This window comes from Rugosimonospora acidiphila, from assembly GCF_039543385.1.
GTDB classification, from domain to species: Bacteria; Actinomycetota; Actinomycetes; order Mycobacteriales; family Micromonosporaceae; genus Rugosimonospora; species Rugosimonospora acidiphila.
The window spans coordinates 14,979-35,439 of record NZ_BAABJQ010000021.1; the positions used below are offsets into that span (position 1 = coordinate 14,979).

24 protein-coding genes are annotated in these 20,461 nt (G+C 69.8%); 9 read left to right on the top strand and 15 right to left on the bottom strand.

Annotation, left to right across the window (positions count from 1 at the left end):
* Nucleotides 1-4: 4 nt before the first annotated feature.
* Nucleotides 5-1,330 carry an O-acetylhomoserine aminocarboxypropyltransferase/cysteine synthase family protein gene (locus ABEA87_RS28930; protein WP_345634929.1) on the bottom strand — a complete coding sequence of 442 codons (1,326 nt, stop codon included), beginning with the start codon at nt 1,328-1,330 and terminating at the stop codon, nt 5-7.
* Nucleotides 1,327-2,562, bottom strand: coding sequence for a homoserine O-acetyltransferase MetX (metX, locus tag ABEA87_RS28935; RefSeq protein ID WP_345634930.1), 1,236 nt, complete (start codon nt 2,560-2,562; stop codon nt 1,327-1,329). The genes ABEA87_RS28930 and metX overlap by 4 nt, the downstream gene beginning before the upstream one ends.
* Nucleotides 2,563-3,025: 463 nt before the next feature.
* Here metX and ABEA87_RS28940 point away from each other — a divergent pair, with 463 nt between their 5' ends.
* The gene (locus ABEA87_RS28940; protein WP_345634931.1) at nt 3,026-3,442 is read left to right on the top strand and encodes a ferritin-like domain-containing protein; all 417 of its coding nucleotides are present in this window, start codon (nt 3,026-3,028) and stop codon (nt 3,440-3,442) included.
* 121 nt (nt 3,443-3,563) lie between these two features.
* Here the strand turns inward: ABEA87_RS28940 and ABEA87_RS28945 are convergent, their stop codons facing one another.
* Together ABEA87_RS28945 and ABEA87_RS28950 are read right to left on the bottom strand one after the other, a co-directional pair.
* A complete protein-coding gene (locus ABEA87_RS28945) occupies nt 3,564-3,749 on the bottom strand; it encodes a CsbD family protein (RefSeq protein WP_345634932.1) in 186 nt (61 codons plus the stop codon).
* A 79-nt stretch (nt 3,750-3,828) separates the two neighbouring features.
* The gene (locus tag ABEA87_RS28950) at nt 3,829-3,999 is read right to left on the bottom strand and encodes a hypothetical protein (RefSeq protein WP_345634933.1); all 171 of its coding nucleotides are present in this window, start codon (nt 3,997-3,999) and stop codon (nt 3,829-3,831) included.
* 227 nt (nt 4,000-4,226) lie between these two features.
* On the opposite strand from ABEA87_RS28950, the gene ABEA87_RS28955 reads away from it, so the two are divergent.
* Nucleotides 4,227-4,406 (top strand): thiamine pyrophosphate-dependent enzyme, encoded by a 180-nt coding sequence (locus tag ABEA87_RS28955; RefSeq protein WP_345634935.1) that lies wholly within the window; start codon nt 4,227-4,229, stop codon nt 4,404-4,406.
* A 95-nt stretch (nt 4,407-4,501) separates the two neighbouring features.
* Entirely contained in the window at nt 4,502-4,828 is a 327-nt protein-coding gene (locus ABEA87_RS28960; RefSeq protein WP_345634937.1) for a plasmid stabilization protein, read from the top strand.
* Nucleotides 4,829-4,911: 83 nt separating this feature from the next.
* Here the strand turns inward: ABEA87_RS28960 and ABEA87_RS28965 are convergent, their stop codons facing one another.
* The 3 genes from ABEA87_RS28965 to ABEA87_RS28975 form a co-directional block, all read right to left on the bottom strand.
* Complete coding sequence (locus tag ABEA87_RS28965; protein ID WP_345634939.1) at nt 4,912-5,439, bottom strand: DUF6328 family protein; 528 nt, start codon at nt 5,437-5,439, stop codon at nt 4,912-4,914.
* A gap of 159 nt (nt 5,440-5,598) precedes the next feature.
* Nucleotides 5,599-5,742, bottom strand: coding sequence for a GPGG-motif small membrane protein (locus ABEA87_RS28970; protein ID WP_345634941.1), 144 nt, complete (start codon nt 5,740-5,742; stop codon nt 5,599-5,601).
* A gap of 93 nt (nt 5,743-5,835) precedes the next feature.
* Nucleotides 5,836-6,192 (bottom strand): hypothetical protein, encoded by a 357-nt coding sequence (locus tag ABEA87_RS28975; RefSeq protein ID WP_345634942.1) that lies wholly within the window; start codon nt 6,190-6,192, stop codon nt 5,836-5,838.
* Here ABEA87_RS28975 and ABEA87_RS42745 point away from each other — a divergent pair.
* Nucleotides 6,172-6,585: a type 2 periplasmic-binding domain-containing protein gene (locus tag ABEA87_RS42745; protein ID WP_425570973.1), complete on the top strand. Its 414-nt coding sequence runs from the start codon at nt 6,172-6,174 to the stop codon at nt 6,583-6,585. The genes ABEA87_RS28975 and ABEA87_RS42745 overlap by 21 nt on opposite strands.
* Nucleotides 6,586-6,704: 119 nt before the next feature.
* Nucleotides 6,705-8,987 (top strand): endolytic transglycosylase MltG, encoded by a 2,283-nt coding sequence (mltG, locus tag ABEA87_RS28980; RefSeq protein WP_345634944.1) that lies wholly within the window; start codon nt 6,705-6,707, stop codon nt 8,985-8,987.
* A 50-nt stretch (nt 8,988-9,037) separates the two neighbouring features.
* On the opposite strand, the gene ABEA87_RS28985 is transcribed toward mltG, so the two are convergent.
* Both ABEA87_RS28985 and ABEA87_RS28990 read right to left on the bottom strand, forming a co-directional pair.
* Nucleotides 9,038-9,766, bottom strand: coding sequence for a dienelactone hydrolase family protein (locus ABEA87_RS28985; protein WP_345634946.1), 729 nt, complete (start codon nt 9,764-9,766; stop codon nt 9,038-9,040).
* A gap of 101 nt (nt 9,767-9,867) precedes the next feature.
* Complete coding sequence (locus ABEA87_RS28990; protein ID WP_345634948.1) at nt 9,868-10,290, bottom strand: VOC family protein; 423 nt, start codon at nt 10,288-10,290, stop codon at nt 9,868-9,870.
* Between the two features lie 92 nt (nt 10,291-10,382).
* On the opposite strand from ABEA87_RS28990, the gene ABEA87_RS28995 reads away from it, so the two are divergent.
* On the top strand, nt 10,383-10,985 hold the full coding sequence (locus tag ABEA87_RS28995; protein ID WP_345634950.1) for a TetR/AcrR family transcriptional regulator: 603 nt from the start codon (nt 10,383-10,385) through the stop codon (nt 10,983-10,985).
* Here ABEA87_RS28995 and ABEA87_RS29000 read toward each other — a convergent pair.
* Complete coding sequence (locus ABEA87_RS29000; RefSeq protein ID WP_345634952.1) at nt 10,977-11,891, bottom strand: AraC family transcriptional regulator; 915 nt, start codon at nt 11,889-11,891, stop codon at nt 10,977-10,979. The two genes, ABEA87_RS28995 and ABEA87_RS29000, sit on opposite strands and share 9 nt — an antisense overlap.
* A gap of 164 nt (nt 11,892-12,055) precedes the next feature.
* Here ABEA87_RS29000 and ABEA87_RS29005 point away from each other — a divergent pair, with 164 nt between their 5' ends.
* A complete protein-coding gene (locus ABEA87_RS29005; RefSeq protein WP_345634954.1) occupies nt 12,056-12,424 on the top strand; it encodes an aldo/keto reductase in 369 nt (122 codons plus the stop codon).
* Nucleotides 12,425-12,482: 58 nt separating this feature from the next.
* Nucleotides 12,483-13,139, top strand: a complete 657-nt coding sequence (locus ABEA87_RS29010; RefSeq protein WP_345635146.1) for an aldo/keto reductase — start codon at nt 12,483-12,485, stop codon at nt 13,137-13,139.
* A gap of 36 nt (nt 13,140-13,175) precedes the next feature.
* Here ABEA87_RS29010 and ABEA87_RS29015 read toward each other — a convergent pair whose 3' ends face one another.
* From ABEA87_RS29015 to ABEA87_RS29035, 5 genes are all read right to left on the bottom strand, one after another.
* Entirely contained in the window at nt 13,176-13,841 is a 666-nt protein-coding gene (locus tag ABEA87_RS29015; RefSeq protein WP_345634956.1) for a CE1759 family FMN reductase, read from the bottom strand.
* Entirely contained in the window at nt 13,838-14,320 is a 483-nt protein-coding gene (locus ABEA87_RS29020) for a MarR family winged helix-turn-helix transcriptional regulator (protein ID WP_345634958.1), read from the bottom strand. The genes ABEA87_RS29015 and ABEA87_RS29020 overlap by 4 nt, the downstream gene beginning before the upstream one ends.
* Nucleotides 14,320-15,507 (bottom strand): LLM class flavin-dependent oxidoreductase, encoded by a 1,188-nt coding sequence (locus tag ABEA87_RS29025; RefSeq protein WP_345634960.1) that lies wholly within the window; start codon nt 15,505-15,507, stop codon nt 14,320-14,322. The genes ABEA87_RS29020 and ABEA87_RS29025 overlap by 1 nt, the downstream gene beginning before the upstream one ends.
* A gap of 331 nt (nt 15,508-15,838) precedes the next feature.
* On the bottom strand, nt 15,839-18,277 hold the full coding sequence (locus ABEA87_RS29030; protein WP_345634962.1) for a penicillin acylase family protein: 2,439 nt from the start codon (nt 18,275-18,277) through the stop codon (nt 15,839-15,841).
* Nucleotides 18,278-18,390: 113 nt separating this feature from the next.
* Nucleotides 18,391-19,512 carry a type III PLP-dependent enzyme gene (locus tag ABEA87_RS29035; RefSeq protein ID WP_345634963.1) on the bottom strand — a complete coding sequence of 374 codons (1,122 nt, stop codon included), beginning with the start codon at nt 19,510-19,512 and terminating at the stop codon, nt 18,391-18,393.
* Between the two features lie 403 nt (nt 19,513-19,915).
* On the opposite strand from ABEA87_RS29035, the gene ABEA87_RS29040 reads away from it, so the two are divergent.
* Nucleotides 19,916-20,272 (top strand): VOC family protein, encoded by a 357-nt coding sequence (locus ABEA87_RS29040; RefSeq protein ID WP_345634965.1) that lies wholly within the window; start codon nt 19,916-19,918, stop codon nt 20,270-20,272.
* Nucleotides 20,273-20,461 lie beyond the last annotated feature (189 nt).

Genomic DNA, 20,461 nt, shown 5'->3' on the forward strand with positions numbered 1-20,461 from the left:
CCCATTACCTCTTTTCCACTGCGGCGGCGACCTGGGCGAAGCCCTGCTCCAGGTCCCAGATCAGATCCTCGACGGACTCGATGCCGACCGACAGCCGGATGGTCCCCGGCGCGACACCGGCCGCCTGGAGCTCCTCGTCGCTCAGCTGGCGGTGCGTGGTGCTGGCCGGGTGGATGATCAGGCTCTTCGCGTCGCCGACGTTCGCCAGGTGCGACCAGAGCGACACGCCGCGGATGAGTTCCTGACCGCCGGCCCGACCGCCGGCACACTCGAACGAGAACACCGCGCCCGCGCCGCGCGGCAGGTACTTCTCCACGAGCGGCTGGTATTTGCTCGACGGCAGGCCGGCGTAGCTCACGCTGGACACCAGCGGGTGCGACTCGAGGAACGCCGCGACCTTCCGCGCGTTGGCGACGTGGCGCTCCATCCGCAGCGACAGCGTCTCGAGCCCCTGCAGGAACAGGAAGGCGTTGAGCGGCGCGAGCGTGCCGCCCAGATCCCGGAGGGTCTCGGCCCGCAGCTTCATCAGATAGCCGTAGCTGCCGAAGGTCTCGTGGAACTGCAGACCGTGGTAGGCCGGGGACGGATCGGCGACGACCGGGAAGCGACCGTTGGACCAGTCGAACGTGCCGGCCTCGACGACGATGCCGCCGATGCTCGTGCCGTGGCCGCCGATGAACTTGGTGGCTGAGTGGATCACGATGTCGGCACCGAAGTCGATGGGGCGGCACAGGTACGGCGTGGCGAACGTGTTGTCGACGATTAGCGGCAACTCGTGCTCATGCGCGATGGTCGCCAGAGTCTCGATGTCCAGCACGTTGCCGGCGGGGTTGCCGATCGTCTCACCGAAGAACGCCTTGGTGTTGGTGCGGACCGCCTTGCGCCACGCCTCCGGGTCGTCGGGGTCGACCCAGGTGACCTCGACGTTCATCTTGCGCAGCAGGTGCTTGAACTGGTTGACCGTGCCGCCGTACAGCGCCGAGGAGGACACCACGTGGTCACCCGGCTCCAACAGGGTGAAGAGCGCGCCCGCCTGCGCGGCGATGCCGCTGGAGAACGCGACCCCGCCGACGCCGCCCTCCAGGTTCGCCACCCGCTCCTCGAACACCGCGACGGTCGGGTTCATGATGCGCGAGTAGGTGTTGCCGTACTCCTGGAGGTTGAAGTACGCCGCCGCGGACTCGGGGTCCTCGAACACGTAGCTCGTGGTCTGGAAGACCGGCACCGCACGCGCGCCCGTGTTCGGGTCGGGTCGCTGTCCGGCATGTAGTTGGCGGGTCTCGAATCCAAACGCGCGGGCTTGCTCGGCACGGTGTGGTTCGCCGGTCACGAAGACCTCTCTTCTCGACTGTGCGGGTTGGTCTCCCCGTCGCCCAGGAAACGCCGGATGATGGGGATCTGCTGCGCCTCTTCGAGCAGGAAGCAGTCGTGGCCGTACGGCGCGTCGATCACCTCGAACTCGACCGGCTTGCCGAGCGCGCGCAGCGCCTGTTCGATCTGTTCCGACGCGGACGGCGGATACAGCCAGTCCGAGCTGAACGCGATCAGCAGCGTCCGCGCCGAAACGCCCTCCAGTGCCCGCGCGAGGGATCCGTCGCCGTGCTGGCGCGCGAGATCGAAGTAGGTCAGCGCCCGCGACGTGTAGAGGTACGTGTTGGCATCGAACCGCTTGACGAACGACCCGGCCTGGTGACGCAGGTAGCTCTCGATCTCGAACTCGGGCTCGCGCAGCGTGTAGCGGATGTCGTCGGCGAACTGCAGCCGCCGGCCGAACCGCTCCGTCAGGGCCGGCGCGGACAGGTAGGTGACGTGACCGACCATCCTCGCCACGCCCATGCCGGCGTCGGGCGTGCGCCCCGTGCCATAGTAGTGGCCGTTCTGCCAGGCCGGATCGCCCATGATCGCATTGCGGGCAATCGCGTTCCAGGCGACGCCCTGGGTGTGCAGGGCGTGCGTGCTGGCGATCACCACTACGGCGTCGACCAGGTCGGGGAACAGGACGGCCCACTCCAGCGCCTGCATCCCGCCGAGCGAACCGCCGGCCACCGCCGCGAGCCGGTCAATGCCGAGCACGTCGAGGAACGCGCGCTGGGTGCGCACCATGTCCGAGACCGTGACGACGGGGAAGTCGGACCCGTACGGCTGGCCGGTCGCGGGGTCGATCGACGACGGGCCGGTCGTCCCCCGACAGCCGCCGAGCAGGTTGGTGGAAATGACGAAGAAACGGTCGGTGTCGAACGCCTTGCCGGGTCCGATCATCCCGTCCCACCAGCCGAGCCCCTTGCCGGCCGCACCGTCGCGGCGCTCGGCCCCGAACCCGTCACGGGTGCTTTCCGCGGGTGGCTCCGCCGAGTGGCCGGCCGCGTGGGCGTCGCCGCTGAGCGCGTGACACACCAGGATGACGTTGTCGCGCTCCGGTGAGAGTTCTCCGTAGGTCTCGTACGCCACCCGGACCGGGTGCAGTTCTCGACCGCAGTCGAGCCGGATCGGTGCCGGCAGGTCGAGATATCTGGTTTCGACACTGCCGACCGAGCCGGGTACGAGTGTCGGGGGTGACGCCATGTGCGCGAGTATAGCCAGGCAATGAGCCAACTCCCCTGGTGGGGATCATGGTTCGACGCCGGTTGACCGCACTCACCGTAAGTCGACCGTCACGTGCTCACGCGCTCGCCCTTATCGGAAAAATGGTACGAACCTCGTGGCCGTGCGGCGAACCGACAACGGATGCCGCGTGATGATCAATCGGGTTGAGCGCTCGCCTTGGCGGGCGAGGCCGCCGGCTGTCGCGCTCCGGTGACCCGGTCGGTGAGGGGTGGGTTGGTCGTTACGGGTGCAGCACGACCTTGGTCCAGCCCTCGTCGCGGTGGTCGGCGTGCCGATACCCGTCGGGCGCCTGGTCCAGGCCGAGTTTGTGGGAGATCGGCATGTGTCATGCCGGACCGGCACTGGTTGCCGCCCTGGATTAGCCGACGCGGCCGGCGGGTAGTGCACGTCGCGACGCTCTCGAATGACCGGTGGTGATCTCATGGAAAAGGAAGAATTCGTCGAGCTACTCAATCAGGATCTCTCGACGGAGTACCAGTCGATCGTGCAGTACACGCAGCACATCGCGACCATCAAGGGCGCGCAGTACCAGGCTCTGATCGAGGAGTTGCGCCAGCACGTCAGCCAGGAACTGACCCACGCCATGACGCTGGCGAACCAGGTCGACTTCCTCGGCGGCGTGCCGACCGTGGCGGTGCCTCAGATCGTCAACGAGCCGGACGACGACGCGGCGCTACGCCAGGACCTCGCGCTGGAGACCGCTCAGCTGCAACGCTACCGCGACCGCGTGGCCCAGGCCGGCGACCTGGGCCTGCCCGATGTCGCGGAGGCGCTCAAGCCGCTGCTGACCCAGACCCAGGACCACGTCATGGAACTGCGCACGGCGCTCGGACAATGAGTGCGGCCGCCTGCCGGCGTCCGCCGGCAGGCGGCCGAGGCACACCCTCGGGCCGTAGTGGTGGCTGTTCAAGGCGCACGATAGGGGTGGCGGTCGCCCGCCACCCCTATCGCTGCCGTCATCAACGACCGGTCACGTCGTCCGCGGCGTCCTTGAGATGCTCCCCGGCCTGCTTCACCCGGCCGGAAGCCTGGTCCCGCATGCCCTCGGCCTGCAGGGACTCGTTGTCGGTCTTATCGCCGATCCACTCCTTGACCTTGCCCTTGAGCTGCTCGGCCTCGTTGCGGACCTTGTCGTCGTGGCCCATCGCGTACCTCCTTGATACGGTCGTGTCCTTGTGCCCGGGGTCGGCGAAGGCGAAACTTGTCACATCGCGTCGACGCCAATCACCAGCGGTACCAACGGCTGCGCGTGCCGGCGGCGTCGGCGCCCCGCACCACGAATCCGATCAACCAGATCACCAGCACCGCCAGGGCGATCCACCACAGCACGTGAACGGCGAACCCCAGCCCACCGAGCACGAGGGCAAGCAGTAGAACGATGAGAAGGATAGCCACGTCGCACACTCCTTTAATCGACGTTCACGAATACCCTCGCCGGGCCGAAATCAAACACCACGCGAAGTCGGAGGCGCCGCGCCTGTCGACATCGTGCCTATCAATTACCCGAAGCCGGGTTCAGGGAAACCGCACCGGTCCCCGTTCGTGCGAGGGCCCACCGCCGTGCGGGGATTCGGCGGCATTCGGCCAGGATTGGCCGGGGGAGGCATCGGGTACCCGGCGCCATGACTGCGATCGCGACGTGGGCGGCCCGGCACTGGCAGGTGCGCGGCGGGCGGGAGTTCTACCTGTCGGGCAATCTCGCGTCGATGGCGCCCGGGCTGCCGTACGCCATCGGCATCCAGCGCGCCTACCCGGGCCGGCAGGCGGTGGCCTTCGTCGGCGAGGCGGGTTCGCGATGCTGATGGCGGAGCTCCACACCGCGGCCAGCCGCACAAGGCTCGCGGAGATACACCAGTCCACAGTAGATGGACAGGACAGGGTCGAGGAGGAACACGACATGCCACGGCAGCAATGCAGCGCCAAGCGCGAACGCCAGTACCAGCACGTCAAGGACAGCGCGGAGCAGCGCGGCGAGTCCGAGAACGTGGCCGAGGAGATCGCCGCCCGCACGGTGAACAAGGAGCGCGCCCGCTCCGGCGAGTCGAAGACCGCCAGCCGCTCGTCGACCCACGACCTTTCGTCGGGCCGCCGCGGCGGCCTGCGGTCGCACTCCGGCTCCGGTGGCCGCACCCGCGACCAGCTCTACGAGGAGGCCAGGCGGCGCAACATCAGGGGCCGGTCCACGATGTCCAAGGCGCAACTGGAAACGGCCGTGGGCAGGTAGTCATGAGTTATCCGGGCCGGACGGGCGGTGCCTCGCCCGGACCGTGCCTGCTCCCAGCGGCCCCGTGACTCTCGGCGCACCCGCTACCGTTGGGACCGCTGGATCAGCGGCACCACATACCACAGGCACACGTACAGCGCGGCCATCACGGCGGCGAGCACGGCCCCCGCCCACGTGCCGGAGACCGCGTCCACCACCACGAACACCGCGCCCGCCACCGCCACCAGAAGAAACACCAGGCCCGCCTCGGCCAGCACCGAGGCCATCCGTACCAGTTGAGGCTTGCGCCCGCTGCGAAACACCAGCCGGTGGTAGCTGACCGGCGTGATCAGCAGGGCGCTGGCCGTCGCCGAGGCCACCAGGGTGGCCAGGTACGCGTCCCGGTCCAGCCAGCCGACCCGCGCGAAGCGATTGGTGAACGGCAGGGTCAACAGGAACGCGAACAGAATCTGCACCCCCGTCTGGGCCACCCGCAGTTCCTGGAGCAACTCGCCCAGATTGCGGTCCCAGCGCTCCATCGGGGTCTCGCTGCGTCCGTCGGCCGCGGCACGCGGTCCGCCGGACGAATCCTGCCGGCCCCGGCCCTCGTCATCGGGATTGACGTCAGTCATCGCCGAAGCTCACCATCGGGCGCATGGCGCCCCTTTCTTCGCCTGGTAGCCGGCCGGCCCGACGCCGGTCGACGGCGGCTGTGCGGGCCGCCCCGAATGGGGGCAGCCGCACAGCCGCCGTGTCGCGCCGCCGCGCCGGGATGGCAGACCACCCGCTGCCTAACTGAAGATGCTGACACCGCCGGGGCCGACCAGCAGTCCGACGATGATGAGCAGGATGCCCCACATAAGCTGGCGGCGGACCAGCGCGAAGATTCCGGAGATGACGAGAATGACCGCGATAATCCAAAGAATGAAGTCCATGACCTGGAAGTACCCCTCGGAGCGGAATGGCGAAACCAGTTTCACGTTGTCGCGCGAGAATCCGTCTCCGGGACGGCGACTCGCGGTCCGTGTTCATCCATAGTGGATGCCGGTCGCCGTTCCGGTGCCGTTCCGCTGATCCGTCTCCCGCGCCGACCGGGCGGAGGTGCCGGCCCGCCGTTGTGGCCGTCGCGATGCTAGCGGTCGGTTCCTCAGCCGCAGGGCGCCGCCCTCGATGGCGAGTGCTCCGGTCAGCGTCGCGGCCGCGGCGACCAGCACGGCGGCGCTGACACCGAGCGTGGTGGACAGCGCGCCGATCGTCAGCGGAGCGAGGGTCGCCCCGCTGAACAGGCCGAGCTGGACGGCGGCGCGCCGGTACCGGGGCAGGGCGAACTGGCCACCGAGACCATCCACCGCGACCGGCGGCGGGTGGCCCTGCCCACCGGGCACCGGCTCGTCACCCGCGAGACCGTCCGGCTGCGCGACCTGGCCGACGAAACGTTCGTCGCGCTACCCGCCGCGTCGGGGCCGTTCCGCGACTTCTGGCTGGCCCGCGACGATTTCGACGCCCCGCCTCGGATCGGCGCCGAGGTGGCCAACACTCGCCGACAACACCGACCCCGTCCTCCGGGACTTCGTCACCGCCGCTCGGGAAACGAACTCGGTGCCCACGGTCGCGCACTGACAGTGCTGGCGGTGCGCCGGCGGAGCATCCGTCGGCGATCGACGACCGTGGTTACTCTCCGTCACGGAGCTTCACTGGATAGCGCGGGTCCGTCCGTGCCACAAGATATCGATGAGCGTTGTATTGCCGCGCTGGCCCAACCACGCGCCACGGGATAGTGTCAGCGGGCTGTCGTTATCGGAGCTGGCTCGGAGGACGCGGGAGTGGGTGCGATGAATGCGCACGGCGATCGAATCGACCCTGTCGCGTGTTCGGCTCTCGGGGAGGGCGTTCACGAATGATAGACGGACGTAATCAGCCCTACGATGACGGCCGAGGTCACGAGCGGCGGCGGCGCTCCGCGCCGGGCCACGGATACTCAACGGGGCAGGACGCCCAGGGCGGTGCCGAGCCGGACGGGTACGGTTACGAGCCACCGGGGTATTCCGAACCCGGTTACGATGCGTACCCGCCGACATCATACGGTGACGACTCCGGCTACGCGCCGAGCTTCATCGAGCGCGGCTTTGACGATGAACCGGCTCCCCGCCAGCGCGGCGGAGCGCGCGGCCGGCGGAAACCTCCGACCGAGACCACCAACTCCCGTGCCGCCCCCGCGCATGCCACCGATCCCCGCGCCGTCCCCGGCCCCGGCCCCGCGGCCGACTATCCGACGGGCTCCTGGGGCCACGACGACGGCCGCGGTGGCCGCGGCGAGACCGGATTCCAGCGCGGCATCCCGGAGACCGGCGGCTTCGCGAGCCCCCGCGTCCAGCCGGATCCCCGCGTCCAGCCGCCGGATCCCCGAGCCCAGCCGGATCCCCGCGTCCAGCCAGACCCCCGTGGCCCCGAATCGCGCGGCAACGCCCAGCGCGACGGCTACGACACCGGACTTCATGACCGCTACGACGGCGGACATCGCGACGGCTACGCCGATCCGAGATTCGCCCCCTCCGGCTACGACACCGCCGGATACCCCATCCCCGGTCGCGGAGATGCGGGACACGCGGGCCCCGGCTACGACGACGCGGGCTACTCCGCCGGATACCCCGGCCCGGGTCACGACGACCGGGGCTACGCCGACCAGGCTCACTCCGATCTCGGCTACGCCAATCGGGGCCGTGCCGATCGCGGCTACGGCGACCGGAGCCACGCCGATCGCGGTTACGACGACCGGACCCACGGCGATCGCGGTCACGGCGACCCGGGCTATGCCGGAGACAATGGCTATCGCGACAGTGGCTATCGCGACAGTGGCTATCGCGACCCGGGCCACGGCGCCAGCGGCTATGGCGACCCGGGCTATGGCGAGCCGGGTTATGGCGACCGGGGTTACAGCGATCGGGTCTACGGCCAGCCCGCGCGTGACCGCGGCCGGTTCGGCGACGCCGACGACCGTGGCGACGACACCGGCCGGGGCCTCGGGGACGGCGAAGCGGACGGCGAGGGCCCGCGGCGGCCGCGCCGCAAGCGCCGCGGGGTGCTGACGCTCGTACTCGTGCTGATCGTTGGCTTCGTCGGCGCCGTCGGTCTGGTTGGCTTCCGCGTGTACGAGACGCGGTTCGCGACTCCGGACTACTCCGGTTCCGGCTCGGGAACCGTGCAGGCGACCGTCAATCCCGGCGACACCGCGACGTTGATCGGAGCGTCGCTGACGAAGCTAGGCGTGATCAAGAGCGAGAAGGCGTTCTTCAAGGCCGCCGCCAGCAACCCGGACAGCGTGAAGATCCAGCCGGGCTCCTACAACCTGCACAAGCGAATGAGCGCCGCCAACGCGCTGGACATGCTGCTGGCGAAGAACTCGGACGGCAGCCTGGCCAACCTGGTGTCGAACGGCATCACCATCACCGAGGGCATGATCTCGGTGGACATCTTCGAGAAGCTGCACGAGAAGACCGGCGTTCCGGTGGCCGACTTCGTCGCGGCGGCCAAGGACCCCGAGTCGTTGGGCGTCCCGTCCTCCTGGTACACCCGCGACGACGGCAAGAAGTCCATCATCTCCATCGAGGGCTTCCTGTTTCCGGACACCTACACGTTCCAGCCGGGCGAGACCGCGAAGCAGATGCTGAGCACGATGGTGAAGGAGTTCATGGATGCGGCCGGGTCCAGCCAGTTGAACATCGAGGCCGGCGCCAAGACGCTGGGCATGACGCCGTACGAGGTCCTGATCACGGCGTCCATCGCCCAGGAGGAGGCGGCGTCACAGCCGGACATGGCCGGCGTCGCCGAGGTCGTGTACAACCGCATCTATCGTCCGGACGGCGGTGATTCCGGGGCCAAGCTCGAGATCGACAGCGAGGTCAACTACTGGCTGCGCATCACCGGGCACTCGGCGCAGGACTCCGAGAACCTCACGATGTCCCAGTTGACGAGTACGCAGGACCCCTACAGCACCCACCTGAACCCGGGACTGCCGCCGGGGGCGATCGGGAACCCGGGCAAGGACGCGCTGTCGGCCGCGCTGCACCCGGACACCTCGAAGCGGCCCTACTACTACTGGCAGACGCTGCCGGGCAGCCCCAAGGTGGTTTACGCGAAGACCGGGCAGGAGGCGTGTCAGCAGCGCAACGAGAGCTGCTGACCGGCGTCACCCCGCCCGGCGGGGGCGGGGTGACGCCGGTCCGGCGGCGGTCACCGACCGTTGAAGAAGGAGACCGCCTCGGTCAGCGCGAGGTCGGTGAGCTCCGGGTCGTGCCGGGCGCCGATGTCGCGCATGAACGCGTGCTCGCCCCCGGCGTACACGTGCAGTTCAAGGTCCTCCAGGCCGGCGGCGTAGAGGGCGGAGAGGGTCCGCAGCCGCGCGTCGGCGGGCACGTGCGGGTCCCGGGAGCCAAAGATGACCATCAGCCGGCCGTGGATGTCGGCGGCGCGGGCCAGCGATCCCGCGTCGTCGGCACCGAGCGCGCCGTCGTGCAGTCCGGTCGGGTAGAAGCACACGGTCGCCGCCACGCGCGGGTCGAAGGCGGCCCGGAACGCGAGGTGGCCGCCCAGGCAGAAGCCGACCGCCCGCAGCTCGGTGATGTCACCGCGCTGCTCCATGAAGTCGAGCACCGCGACGCGGTCCGAGTCGAACTGGGCGGTGCTGGTGCCGGCGGCGGCCGCGAGTCCGGCCTGCTTGCCGGCGTCATCGAACTCCAGCGCGACGCCGGCCAGCGCGCGCGGGTAGATCTCGGGTACGCAGACGAGGTATCCGGCCGAGGCCAGGCGCCGTGCCGTACGCAGCGTCGATTCGGTCAACTGGAAGATGTCGGTGTACAGCAGCACGCCCGGCCACGGCCCCTCGCCGACCGGGCTGATGACCACCGAACGGATCTGACAGTCGGGCGCCGGAACCAGCACCTCGGTCTCACGCAGCTTCACGTCCAGTGACACTACCGCCAGCGATTCCGGCCGTCCCGGGCCCGCCCCAGGTCGCGCCGCGCCGGTGCGGTCCGGCGGGACGGTCCCGCGGGACGGTGCGGTCAGGCGGGGCGGTTCGCGGGCTGGATGAGTTCGAGCAGGTTGCCCTCGGGGTCCTTGACATAGGCGAAGCGCATTCCGGGCCGTACCGCGTCCGCGGGCGCGGACACCTCGCGGGCGCCGGCGGCGAGCACGCTCGCGAACGCCGCGCCGAGGTCCTCGACGTAGACCGCCCAGTGGAAGTAGCCCTGGGCGCCGGCGCCGTCGAACGGGTCGGCGAACTCCTGGGGCAGGGAACCGCGGCGCTCGATCAGCTCGATCTTCAGGCCGTTGCCGGCACGCAGGATCGCCGTCCGGACGTGTGCCGCCGGCAGGTCGACGGTCTCCTCCGCCTCGGTGAGGCCGAGCGCCTCACCGTAGAAGCGGCGCTGCGCGTCGAGATCGGCGACCGAGAGGCCGACGTGGTCGAAGACGAAGCCGGGCATGGGTACCTCCCGAATGGTTAACGGCACTAACCAGGTTAGCGACATTAACCATCGGGTGCCAACGGCGAAGTGAATGGCGTTAACCTTGGCGGGTGCCAACCGCGCGCCCGACCGGCCATCACCACGGTGACCTGCGTAATGCCCTGGTGCGCGCCGCCCTGGAACTGGTCGCCGAGCGTGGCGCCCAGGGATTCACGCTGGCCGAGGCGAGCCGCCGGGCGGGCGTCAGCGTGGCGGCACCGTACAAGCACTTCGCGGACAAGGAAGCGCTGCTGGCCGAGCTGGCACGCACCGGCTACGAGCGGCAGTACGAGCGCTTCTCCGCCGCCATGGCCGGTGAGCGGGACCCGGTCGAGCAGCTCGCCGCGTTCGCCGCCGCGTACGTGCAGTTCTCCGCGGACAGCAGGGCACTGTTCGACATCACCTTCGCCACCGGACTGGACAAGCAGCTCTACCCCGAGCTGGGGCGGGCCGGCGACCGGGTCCTGGAGCTGCTCCGGGAGCCGGCCGCGCGGCTCGTCCGGGATCCCGCCGGGGCGCTCGACCTCATCCACGCGGTGGGCGCCACGGCGCACGGCTTCGCGGCCTTCCTGGCCGAGGGGATCTTCGGCGACCCGGCCGGGGCGCTGGAGCCCACCAAGCGCCGGGCCCGCGACGCGGCCCGCCGGCTGGTGACCGGCGGGCGTTCAGGGTAGGTGCCGGACCGGTCCGGCACCGGCCCCGGTGCGTAGCCGCGCGGCGTCCCGGCCGGGTGGGGTGCCGAACAGCCGGCGGTATTCCCGGTTGAACTGCGTGGGGCTGTCGTACCCGACCAGGTGCCCGACGCGGGCGACGTCGCCGGGGCGAGCGGTCAGCAGCGAGCGCGCCTGTTGAAGCCGGATGTGCTTCTGGAACTGCAGGGGGCTCATGGCCGTGACGGCGCGGAAATGCCGGTGGAACGCGGATGGGCTCATCCCCGACAGCCGGGCCAGGTCGGCGACCCGCATCGGTTCGGCGTAGTTGTCGCGGATCCAACCGATCGCCCGGCCGATGTGGGACAGGCCGCTGTCGGCCAGGCCGATCTGCCGGATCATCGGCCCCTGCGGGCCGGTGAGCATCCGCCAGAGAATCTCCTGCTCGATCAGCGGAGCGAGCACGGGAGCGTCCGAGGGGTGGTCGAGCAGCCGCAGCATGCGCGCCATGGCGTCGATCAGCTCGGGGCCGGCCTCGCCGGTCGCGATCGCGGGCTGGGCGGCCGCACCGCGGGACCACTGGCCGACCGGCGTGCGCATCAGCAGCGGGGCGATGACGGCCGGGCGCAGTACCAGCCCCACGCCCAGCGCCGGCGCCCGGCGGCTGGCGCCGATGAAGTGGCCGGTGACCGGCAGGTCCGCGGTGACCACGAGAAACTCCCCGGCCCGGTACTCGAAGACCTGGTCGCCGAGCAACAGGCGCTTGCCGCCCTGGGCCATGACGACCAGCAGCGGCTCGGTCAGCGAATGCTCCCGCGCCGCCGTCTCGACCCTGGCCAGTAGCAGCCCATCGATCGAGGTTCGCAGATCGGGGCGGGCGTGGGTCGCGATGCGGCCCCGGATCTCGTCCAGCGGTCGGGTGTCGAGCACCCCTCCACGGAACCACGCGGCCACCCGCCCGGCTACCCGATCCTCGCGATGTCGAGAGGATCGGGCAAGACTCCGCGCGGATCGGTCTACCCGACGCCGCACGGCCGACGTTCGATGGGAGTGAGCCGTCCGGCCCGTTTCGACAACCCGCGGGAGTACCCCAGATGCCACTCGATCACTACGTCACCCTCGGCCGCTCCGGGCTGCGGGTCAGCCCCTTCGCCCTCGGCGCGATGACCTTCGGCGAGGATCCCGGCGGGGCCGGCTGCGATGTGGCCGAGTCCGAAACGATCCTGCGGACCTACCTGGATCTCGGCGGGAACTTCATCGACACTGCCAACTTCTACACCAACGGGCACTCGGAGAAGATCCTCGGTGACTTCTTCGCCGCGCGTCCCGGGCGGCGCGAGCACGTGGTACTCGCGTCGAAGTTCTTCACCAACCTCTACCCCGGCGATCCCAACGGCGGCGGGGCCGGGCGCACGTCGATCATCGCCCAGCTCGACGAGACCCTGCGCCGGCTGCGCACCTGACTACCTCGACCTGTACTGGCTGCACAACTGGGACCGGCACACCCCGATCGAGGAGACCCTGCGCACGCTCGACGACCTGGTGCGGGCCGGCAAGATCCGGTACCTCGGGTTCTCCAACACCCCCGCCTGGTTCACCGCGCAGGCCCACACCATGGCGCTGCTGAGAGGCTGGACCCCGCTGGTCGCGCTGCAGGTCGAGTACTCGCTGCTGGCCCGCACCGTCGAGGGTGAACTGGCGCCGTTCGCGCTCGACCAGGGCCTGGCGCTGGTGCCGTGGAGCCCGTTGCGGAACGGGTTCCTGTCCGGCAAGTACCGCCGCGGCGCGCCGGTGTCCGACTCGGCCCGCACCTCCTTCGTCGGCCAACCCACGGAGGAGGAATTCGCCGTCATTGATGCCGTGGCAGCCGTCGCCGACGCGCTCGACACCACCTCGGCGGCGGTGTCGCTGGCCTGGCTGCGCGCCCGCGCGGGCACCGTCGTGCCGATCGTCGGGGCCCGGCGCGTGGGACAGTTGGAGAGCAACCTGGCCGGCCTGGGGGTGACCCTGAGCCCGGAACAGCTCCGGGTGCTGGACGAGGTCTCCGCCCCGACCCTGAACTACCCGGCGCCGATGCACGGCGCGCTGCGGGCGATGCTCCAGTTCGCGGGCGCCACTGTCGACGGCGAGACCTCGGGCGTCTACCCGCCGCTGCTGGCCGGCGATGTCCGCTACTGAAGCGGCACGCCGGACCCGCGCGCGAACGTGGTGGGGTCAGCCGCCGGAGCCGCCGGCGGCCAGGCGCATCAGGTCGGAGTCGAGTTCGATGCCGGTCTCGGTGCCGCCGGCGCTGCCGAACTCGTGCTGGTAGCTCTGCCACGACTCGTCCTTGACCTGCTGGGCGAAGCCGCTGGCCATGAGCAGGACGAGCTCGACCGCGGCGCGATCGATCCGCTTGTTCAGCGCGCCGTCGCCCCAGTCCTCGGGGGCGGCGAACAGCGAGGTCGGCACGGTCAGCGCGCGCAGGTAGGCGAACAGGGACCGCATCTGCTCGTCCACCACGAGGGCGTGCCGCGCCGTCCCGGCGGTCGCGGCCAGCACCACGGGCTTGGCGATGAGCAGGTCGTCGTCCAGCACCTGGAAGAACGACGTGAACAGCCCGCTGGGCCCGGCCTTGTAGACCGGTGCGCCGGCCACGATTCCGTCGGCCTGGCCGAGGGCCTCGATTGCCTTCTGGAGCTTGGGTCCGATCAGCTGGGAGACCAGCGCCGTGGCGATCTCGCTGGCCAACTCCCTCAGGTCGATCACGCTGACCGCGACCTGGGCGCCGCGCCCGGCCGCCAGCGCGCTGACGCGGCTGGCGACCCGGTCGGCCAGCAGTCGGGTCGAGGAGGGGTCGCTGGTTCCGGCGTTGACCACCACCAGCCGGTACGTGCTCATCTTGGCGTCTCCTCGTTCCTGTCGGTTGTCGTCGGATCGTCGGAAGTGGCCGGTCCGGCCAGCTTGAGGCCGATCGCCTCAAGCTGGCGCAGCTCCTCGCTGCTCAGCCTCGAACCCAGGGCGCGGGCCACACTGAGGCCGTGCCGGCGCCCCACCTCGCGCTGCCGGGCCCGGCCGGCCTCGGTCAGGGCCAGCCGGACGCCGCGCCCGTCGGCCGGGTCGGCGTCGCGTTCCACCAGTCCCCGTTCCACCAGCCGGTCCACCAGGCGCGACAGCGCCGGTTGGCTGAGCAGGACGTGCCGGTGCAGCTCGCCGATGCGTACCGGCTCGTCGCACTTGGACAGGGTGTAGAGCACGTCGTACTCGCGCATCGACACATCCTGCCAGCTGCCCTCGGCGGCGAACTGCCGGAGCAACGACGCGTGGGCGGTCAGGAGAGCCTCCCACGCGTCGTTGGCCAGTCGAGCCCTGCCGCGCATCACAGGCTCGGGTAGCTCGTCCGCACCTCGGGCGCGGTGTCCTGGTACGGGGACGAGCCGGTCACGTTGTCGCCGCGGTTGGCGTTCGGGCGTGGCTGGCGTGGCGGCTGGTCGCCGTACTTGGCCGTGATCAGGCTCTCGTGTGTCGGGGCGTCGGGTACCTCGGGGTCGCGCTTGGCGGCCAGTTCCTTGCGCAGCACCGGAACCACTTCCGAGCCGAGCAGTTCGAGCTGGTTGAGCACGGTCTTCAGGGGCAGCCCGGCGTGGTCCATGAGGAACAGCTGTCGCTGGTAGTCGCCGAAGGACTCGCGGAAGGTCAGTGTCTTGTCGATGACCTCCTGCGGGCTGCCCACCGACAGCGGCGTGGAATCCATGAACTCCTCCATCGTCGGCCCGTGCCCGTAGACCGGTGCCTCGTTGAAGTAGGGCCGGAACTCCCGCTTCGCGTCCTGCGAGTTCTTCGCGAGGTAGGCCTGGCCGCCCAGGCCGACGATGGCCTGCTTCTCGCTGCCGTGGCCGTAGTGGGCGTAACGCTGCCGGTAGAACCCGATCAGGCGGATGTAGTGCTCCTTGGGCCAGAAGATGTTGTTGGCGAAGAAACCGTCACCGTAGTATGCGGCCTGCTCGGCGATTTCCGGGGTCCGGATGGAGCCGTGCCACACGAACGGCGGCACGTCGTCCAGCGGGCGCGGCACCGACGTGAAGCCCTGTAGGGGCGTGCGGGACTTCCCCTCCCAGTCCACCACGTCCTGCCGCCACAGGCGGTGCAGCAGGTTGTAGTTCTCCAGCGCCAGCGGCAGGCTCTTGCGGATGTCCTGGCCGAACCACGGGTAGACCGGCGCGGTGTTGCCGCGCCCGAGCATCAGGTCCAGCCGGCCCTTCGCCAGGTGCTGCAGCATCGCGTACTCCTCGGCGATGCGCACCGGGTCGTTGGTGGTGATCAGTGTCGTCGACGTCGTGACGATCAACTTCTGGGTGGTCGCCGCGATGAACGCCAACAGCGTCGAGGGGGCGGAGGAGAAGAACGGTGGATTGTGGTGCTCGCCGATCGCGAAGACGTCGAGTCCCACCTCTTCGGCCTTTTGGGCGATCCGCACAACCGCGTCGATGCGCTCCGCCTCGCTCGGAGTTTCCCCCGACACCGGGTCCCGAGTAATGTCGCTCACCGAGAAGATCCCGAACTGCATGGCTTCCTACCTCCGCACCTGTGCCTCAACGCTTCCCGGTCCGGCCGGACGCCGTCCCAAGGTTTATGCGTTTGCATGCACTTCAACACCGCGGCGGCCGTGCTATTCCCGCACGGCAGTCCTGTGAGCCAGCTCATCCTCCGGGGGCCGGCGGAGGGCCAGCGGGGATCGGCGGGGCCGGCGGGGGCAGATGAGCCGACGGGGGCCAACGGGCCGGCCGGAGGCCAACGGGGTTCGCGGCGCCGGGCCTTGCGCAGCCGGACCGTCAGGTGCCGGGCTCGGCCCCGGCGCGGGCCGATCGACGGCCCGCGCCGGGGGAGCGTGGCGGGTCTCAGCCGAAGTGCAGGCTCAGGATCGCCTCGACGGACAGGTTCGGATCGCTGTTGATCGCGCTGTCGGTGTAGAGCATCGGCCGCAGCGTCTTGGTCTTGAACAGCTGGGTCTGGTCGGAGTAATGCGACGAGGACGGGTTGCCGGACTCGCCGAACGTGAGCAGACCCCGGGCCTGCGGGCCGGACGCGGTGTACTGCACGGTGGCCAGGAAACTGGTGCCGTAGTTGACGACGTACCCCGCGGTGGTCAGGTCGGTGCCGGGGATCGCGGTGCCGTTGGTCATCCGCGGCTCATTGGAGGTGTTCGTGTCGTCCTCGAAGTACACCGCGTTCGCGATGCCCACGTTCTCGTTCGCACCCGGAACGGGGATCCTCGTGTTGTTTCTGATGGTGTACTGCACCGTTTGCAGCGGCACGTTCGGCGCGTAGCCGAGGCTGCCGAGCCGGACGATCGCCCGTGCCATCGCCTGCAGCAGTGGCGTCGAATCGGCGGGCGCGCCGCGCGGGGTGTGGCCGGGGTCGGCCGGGTTGAAACCCACCCCCCACAGTGGGCCGGCATCGCTGAGCGCGTCCGAATCCTGGTCGAGCACCGACGCGATGGTCTCCCGCCACAGCACCGCACCCTTGCTGCCGACGTCGAACGTGCGATCCCAGGAGGCCAGCGCGGAGCATCCGGCGCTGAGGTTCACCGAGTGACCGTCCACCACCACCGGTGTCGAGCCCCGCGCGTGGCAGGCCGCCACCACCGTGCCGACCAGCTGATCGGAGGTGAACGAGGTGTCGGACAGGATGGCGGTGCCCAGGCCGTTCAGGCTGAACCGCCCGGACGAGTCGACCGTGCCCGGGAACCCGCCCGCAAGGAGCGCCACGTTCTGCCGGGTACGCACGGTCTGCGGGGTGCCCTCGAAACCCTGCAGCGGTGAGTACCCGGTCAGCAACTGGTTGGGATTGGCCAGCCAGTGGCTGTCGTTGGCGTTGAACACGTAGTCGTTGCGCGACAACTGGGGCTGCGCGCCGAACGGGATCAGGCCGGGGGAGCGCGCACCGGGCGCGACCACCCACGCGTCGGCGCTGTTGCTGCCGTCCAGGATGCCCAGCGGGTTGCTTTCCCACTCCGCGGTGGATGCCGGAGACAGGTCGGGGGTCTGCGAGGCGTCCGCGTACCAGGCGTGGCCGGCGCTGTCTGTCGCGATCGTGTTCACCCACGGGATGCCCTGGTCCTGGGCGATCGCGCTGCGGACACCGTTGACATCCGCGGACTGCGCGATGTCCAGCCACTGGATCATCACCCGGTTGTTGTCGATGTTCGCGTCCCGGTAGGTCATCGCGCTGACCGTGTTCCAGCCCAGGCTGGGGTCGATCGAGGACAGGTCGATGATCGGCCCGTAGCGGCTCTGGTACAGCGTCGTGGTGTAGTTCACCGTGCCGCTGCCGTTCTTCACCTGGATCGTGATCGTCTTTGCGGTCATCGCCTCGGGTACCCCGTCGACCAGGTACGTGGTGGGGGACCCCGGCACCAGGTTCAGGGAGTAGAACGTGTACCGGGCGCCGGCGGCGATGGTGTGTGTCCAGGCCACCTTGTCGCTGAACCCGATCTGCACGCCCGGTATGCCGCCGAGGCTGCCGCCGTACACGTTGAGTTGGTTGGGGACGGTCAGCTGCGACTCCCAGAAGCGCAGATTGCCCTGCCACGGGAAGTGCGGGTTGGCCACCAGCGCGCCCTTGCCGGTGGTGGATTTCTGGCTGCCCAGCGCCCAGCCGTTGCTGCCCAGCGCCCCGTCGCCGGCCTGTTGCGCCAGTGCGTTGCGCACGCCCGGTGCGCCGGCCGCCTTCGGAACCAACGAGGCGGCTGCTCCGGGTGGCGCCGCCGCGGCCATCGCGCCGAGGAAGTTCTGCCCGCTGCCCAGCAGCGCCACGTCGCGCTGGTACGCGAGCACGTCCACATCGGTGATCGGGGTGATCCACGGTGCCCCGGCGCACCACCCCGGTACGTGCGCGGCGCCCACCTTCGACAGGTACGCGTTGTATCCGGCGACGTAGCCCTCGAGTACCTGTGACTCCTTCGTGGACAGCTGGGCCAGCTGCGCGGTCGCCAGGCCCATGATGTCGATTTCCCGGTAGCCCAGGTCGGTGGCGATGTTGATGTCGCCGGTCCCCGGCCCGAACCACCTGGAGCGTTGGCTGCGTACCTTGATGACCTGGTCGTCGAGGTCGCAGAACCGATCCTCGGCGTACGCCCAGCCCTGGCCGAACATGACGTTCGCCAGGCTGGACCCGGTGATGTGTGGGATGCCGTAGCTGGTCCGCCGGATGACCGCCGAGTAGGCGGTGGTGGTGGCGGTCTCCGGCCCCGCGTGTGCCGGGGCCGGCACCGCGATCAGGCCGGAAGCGGCGAGGGAGAGTACGGCGAGCGAGAGTCTGAAGCGTCGGCGTCTCATGGGGGATCCCCTCCGAGTCGATTCACCTCAACCAGGGGTCACCGGTATTGAGGATGATCGAGACGTCCGGGAACCCCGCGTAGTCGCGACAGTACCTATCGTGACGGATAGATTCAATCGATCGCGGCGCCAACCGGCCGGCTCCCCGATACGCATCTGACCGTTGGCATCTCGAATCCGTTGAACGTCGAGGCGTACACCGTCGTGTAGGCGCCCGTCGTTCCGATGTGGACGAGGTCCCCCGTCGATAGATCGGCGGATAGTTCGACGTCGAAGAGGATGGTGTCCTGACTGTCGCAGGTCGGGCCGGTGAGCGTGAACCGGTCGCGGATCGCGCTGCCCCGGGAGTCGCTGACCGGGAAGCGCAGTTCGTTGCCCGTCTCCAGGCTCTCCATCAACCCGTTGAACGCGCCGACATCCAGGTGGATCCACCGCTTGCCGCCCCGGAACGCGGTGCCGATGACGGTCGCGGTCAGCGTGCCCGCCTCGGCCGCGATGGCCCGACCCGGCTCGACCACCGCCCGCACCGGGTAGGGTAACGCCGCCAGGCCGCGCTCGATCACGGCGGCGTAGGACTCCAGCGGTGGCGGTGTCACGCCGTACCGGGCCGGGAAGCCCCCGCCGAGATCCACCATTTGCAGGAAGATCCCCTTGTCCGCCAACCGCTGCATCATGTGACGAACCGCCACGAGCGGCGGCTGCCACGCCTGCGGGAGGAGCATCTGCGAGCCGACGTGGAACGCGACCCCGAACGGGCGCAGCCCGAGCGAGCGTGCCTGTACCAGCAGCCGCACGGCGGTGTCCGGGTCCACGCCGAACTTCCCCTCGCTGGGTACGCCGCTGCGGGTGGCGCCCGCGTTCAGCCGGACGGTGGCGTTCGAGCCCGGCGCCAGGGCACCCAGCTTGGTCGCCTCCTCCAGCGAGTCGAACGCGAAGCAGCGCACGCCGGCGGCGTACGCGGCGCGAATGTGTGTGCCGGGTTTGACGGGATTGCTGTAGAGCACAGTCGACGGGTCAACGCCGAGCGTGCGTAGCCGGTCGAGTTCCGGCGCCGACGCGATCTCGAACCGGCAGCCCAGCGACAGCAGCGTGGCCAGGACCTCCCCGTGCGGGTTGCACTTCATCGCGTAATGCACGGCGATGGACGGCATCACCGCGGTGAACCGGCGGTAGGCCTCCTCGACGGCCGATAGGTCCATGACCAGTGTGGGCGTGCGCATCATCGCCACCTCCATCCATCGATGTGTACTCAGAGTGCTACATCAGCCACTCAGAGTGCGCTGTTCCGCGCCAACAGAGTTAAGGCCACTTCGATGCGGTGGCGCGATTCGCGGAGAATCAGCGGATTCGCCGCCTCCCGGCGGCTGCGCTAGTTCGCGAGCACCACGCGGCAGGGGCGACGGCGGGCCGGCCGTCGGGCGTGGCGGAACGGGTGATCAGATCGATCAGGAATCAAGAAGCGCTGGTCACGGCGCCGCGGTTAGCGTGAACGCCATGCGAACGACGCAGGACGGGACCGGTTGGATCATGGCCGACCCCGGCCGGGCGGCCCGATAGGCCGACTTCCGGGATCCCCGCTCGTTGATAACCGCAACCCGACACACCGGGTCGACGCGACCCGCTACAACAGGAGTGACCATGACCGGCTCTTCCACCCAGGGAATCAAGACTGTACTGCATCCGGTGTCCGACCTGGCGGCGGCCAAGGCGGTGTACTCCGCCCTGCTCGGCGTGGCGCCGCAGACCGACGGTCCCTATTACGTCGGGTTCGAGGCCGAGGGCCAGCACATCGGGCTGGTGCCCAATGGTGGACCGCAGGGCATGACCTCGCCGGTGGCGTACTGGCACGTGCCGGACATCGAGGCGAAGCTGGCCGAGGTGACCGCCGCCGGTGCCACGGTGAAGGAGGCCGCGCACGACGTCGGTGGTGGCCGCCTGGTGGCCGCCGTCACCGACCCCGACGGCAACGTCCTGGGCCTGGTTCAGGACCGGTGAGGGCCCAGAACCGCCGCGGGGCGTGAGCCGGTGCGGGCCCAGAACCGCCGCGGGGCGAGGGCCGGTGCGGGCTCCGGGGCCGGGGCGACCGGTCCCTCGCCCGTACCGGCCCCGTCCCGCGTACGCTGTCAGCGCCGAACCGCCCCGCGCCGCGTACGGCGCCAGGCGAGCGGGCCGCCCGTGACGAGC

Coding starts and splice junctions, on each gene's coding strand:
- metX (WP_345634930.1), bottom strand. CDS start 2,562: ATGGCGTCACCCCCGACACTCGTACCCGGCTCGGTCGGCAGTGTCGAA.
- ABEA87_RS28940 (WP_345634931.1), top strand. CDS start 3,026: ATGGAAAAGGAAGAATTCGTCGAGCTACTCAATCAGGATCTCTCGACG.
- ABEA87_RS28945 (WP_345634932.1), bottom strand. CDS start 3,749: ATGGGCCACGACGACAAGGTCCGCAACGAGGCCGAGCAGCTCAAGGGC.
- ABEA87_RS28955 (WP_345634935.1), top strand. CDS start 4,227: ATGACTGCGATCGCGACGTGGGCGGCCCGGCACTGGCAGGTGCGCGGC.
- ABEA87_RS28960 (WP_345634937.1), top strand. CDS start 4,502: ATGCCACGGCAGCAATGCAGCGCCAAGCGCGAACGCCAGTACCAGCAC.
- ABEA87_RS28965 (WP_345634939.1), bottom strand. CDS start 5,439: ATGACTGACGTCAATCCCGATGACGAGGGCCGGGGCCGGCAGGATTCG.
- ABEA87_RS28970 (WP_345634941.1), bottom strand. CDS start 5,742: ATGGACTTCATTCTTTGGATTATCGCGGTCATTCTCGTCATCTCCGGA.
- mltG (WP_345634944.1), top strand. CDS start 6,705: ATGATAGACGGACGTAATCAGCCCTACGATGACGGCCGAGGTCACGAG.
- ABEA87_RS28990 (WP_345634948.1), bottom strand. CDS start 10,290: ATGCCCGGCTTCGTCTTCGACCACGTCGGCCTCTCGGTCGCCGATCTC.
- ABEA87_RS29005 (WP_345634954.1), top strand. CDS start 12,056: ATGCCACTCGATCACTACGTCACCCTCGGCCGCTCCGGGCTGCGGGTC.
- ABEA87_RS29015 (WP_345634956.1), bottom strand. CDS start 13,841: ATGAGCACGTACCGGCTGGTGGTGGTCAACGCCGGAACCAGCGACCCC.
- ABEA87_RS29020 (WP_345634958.1), bottom strand. CDS start 14,320: ATGCGCGGCAGGGCTCGACTGGCCAACGACGCGTGGGAGGCTCTCCTG.
- ABEA87_RS29025 (WP_345634960.1), bottom strand. CDS start 15,507: ATGCAGTTCGGGATCTTCTCGGTGAGCGACATTACTCGGGACCCGGTG.
- ABEA87_RS29030 (WP_345634962.1), bottom strand. CDS start 18,277: ATGAGACGCCGACGCTTCAGACTCTCGCTCGCCGTACTCTCCCTCGCC.
- ABEA87_RS29035 (WP_345634963.1), bottom strand. CDS start 19,512: ATGGAGGTGGCGATGATGCGCACGCCCACACTGGTCATGGACCTATCG.
- ABEA87_RS29040 (WP_345634965.1), top strand. CDS start 19,916: ATGACCGGCTCTTCCACCCAGGGAATCAAGACTGTACTGCATCCGGTG.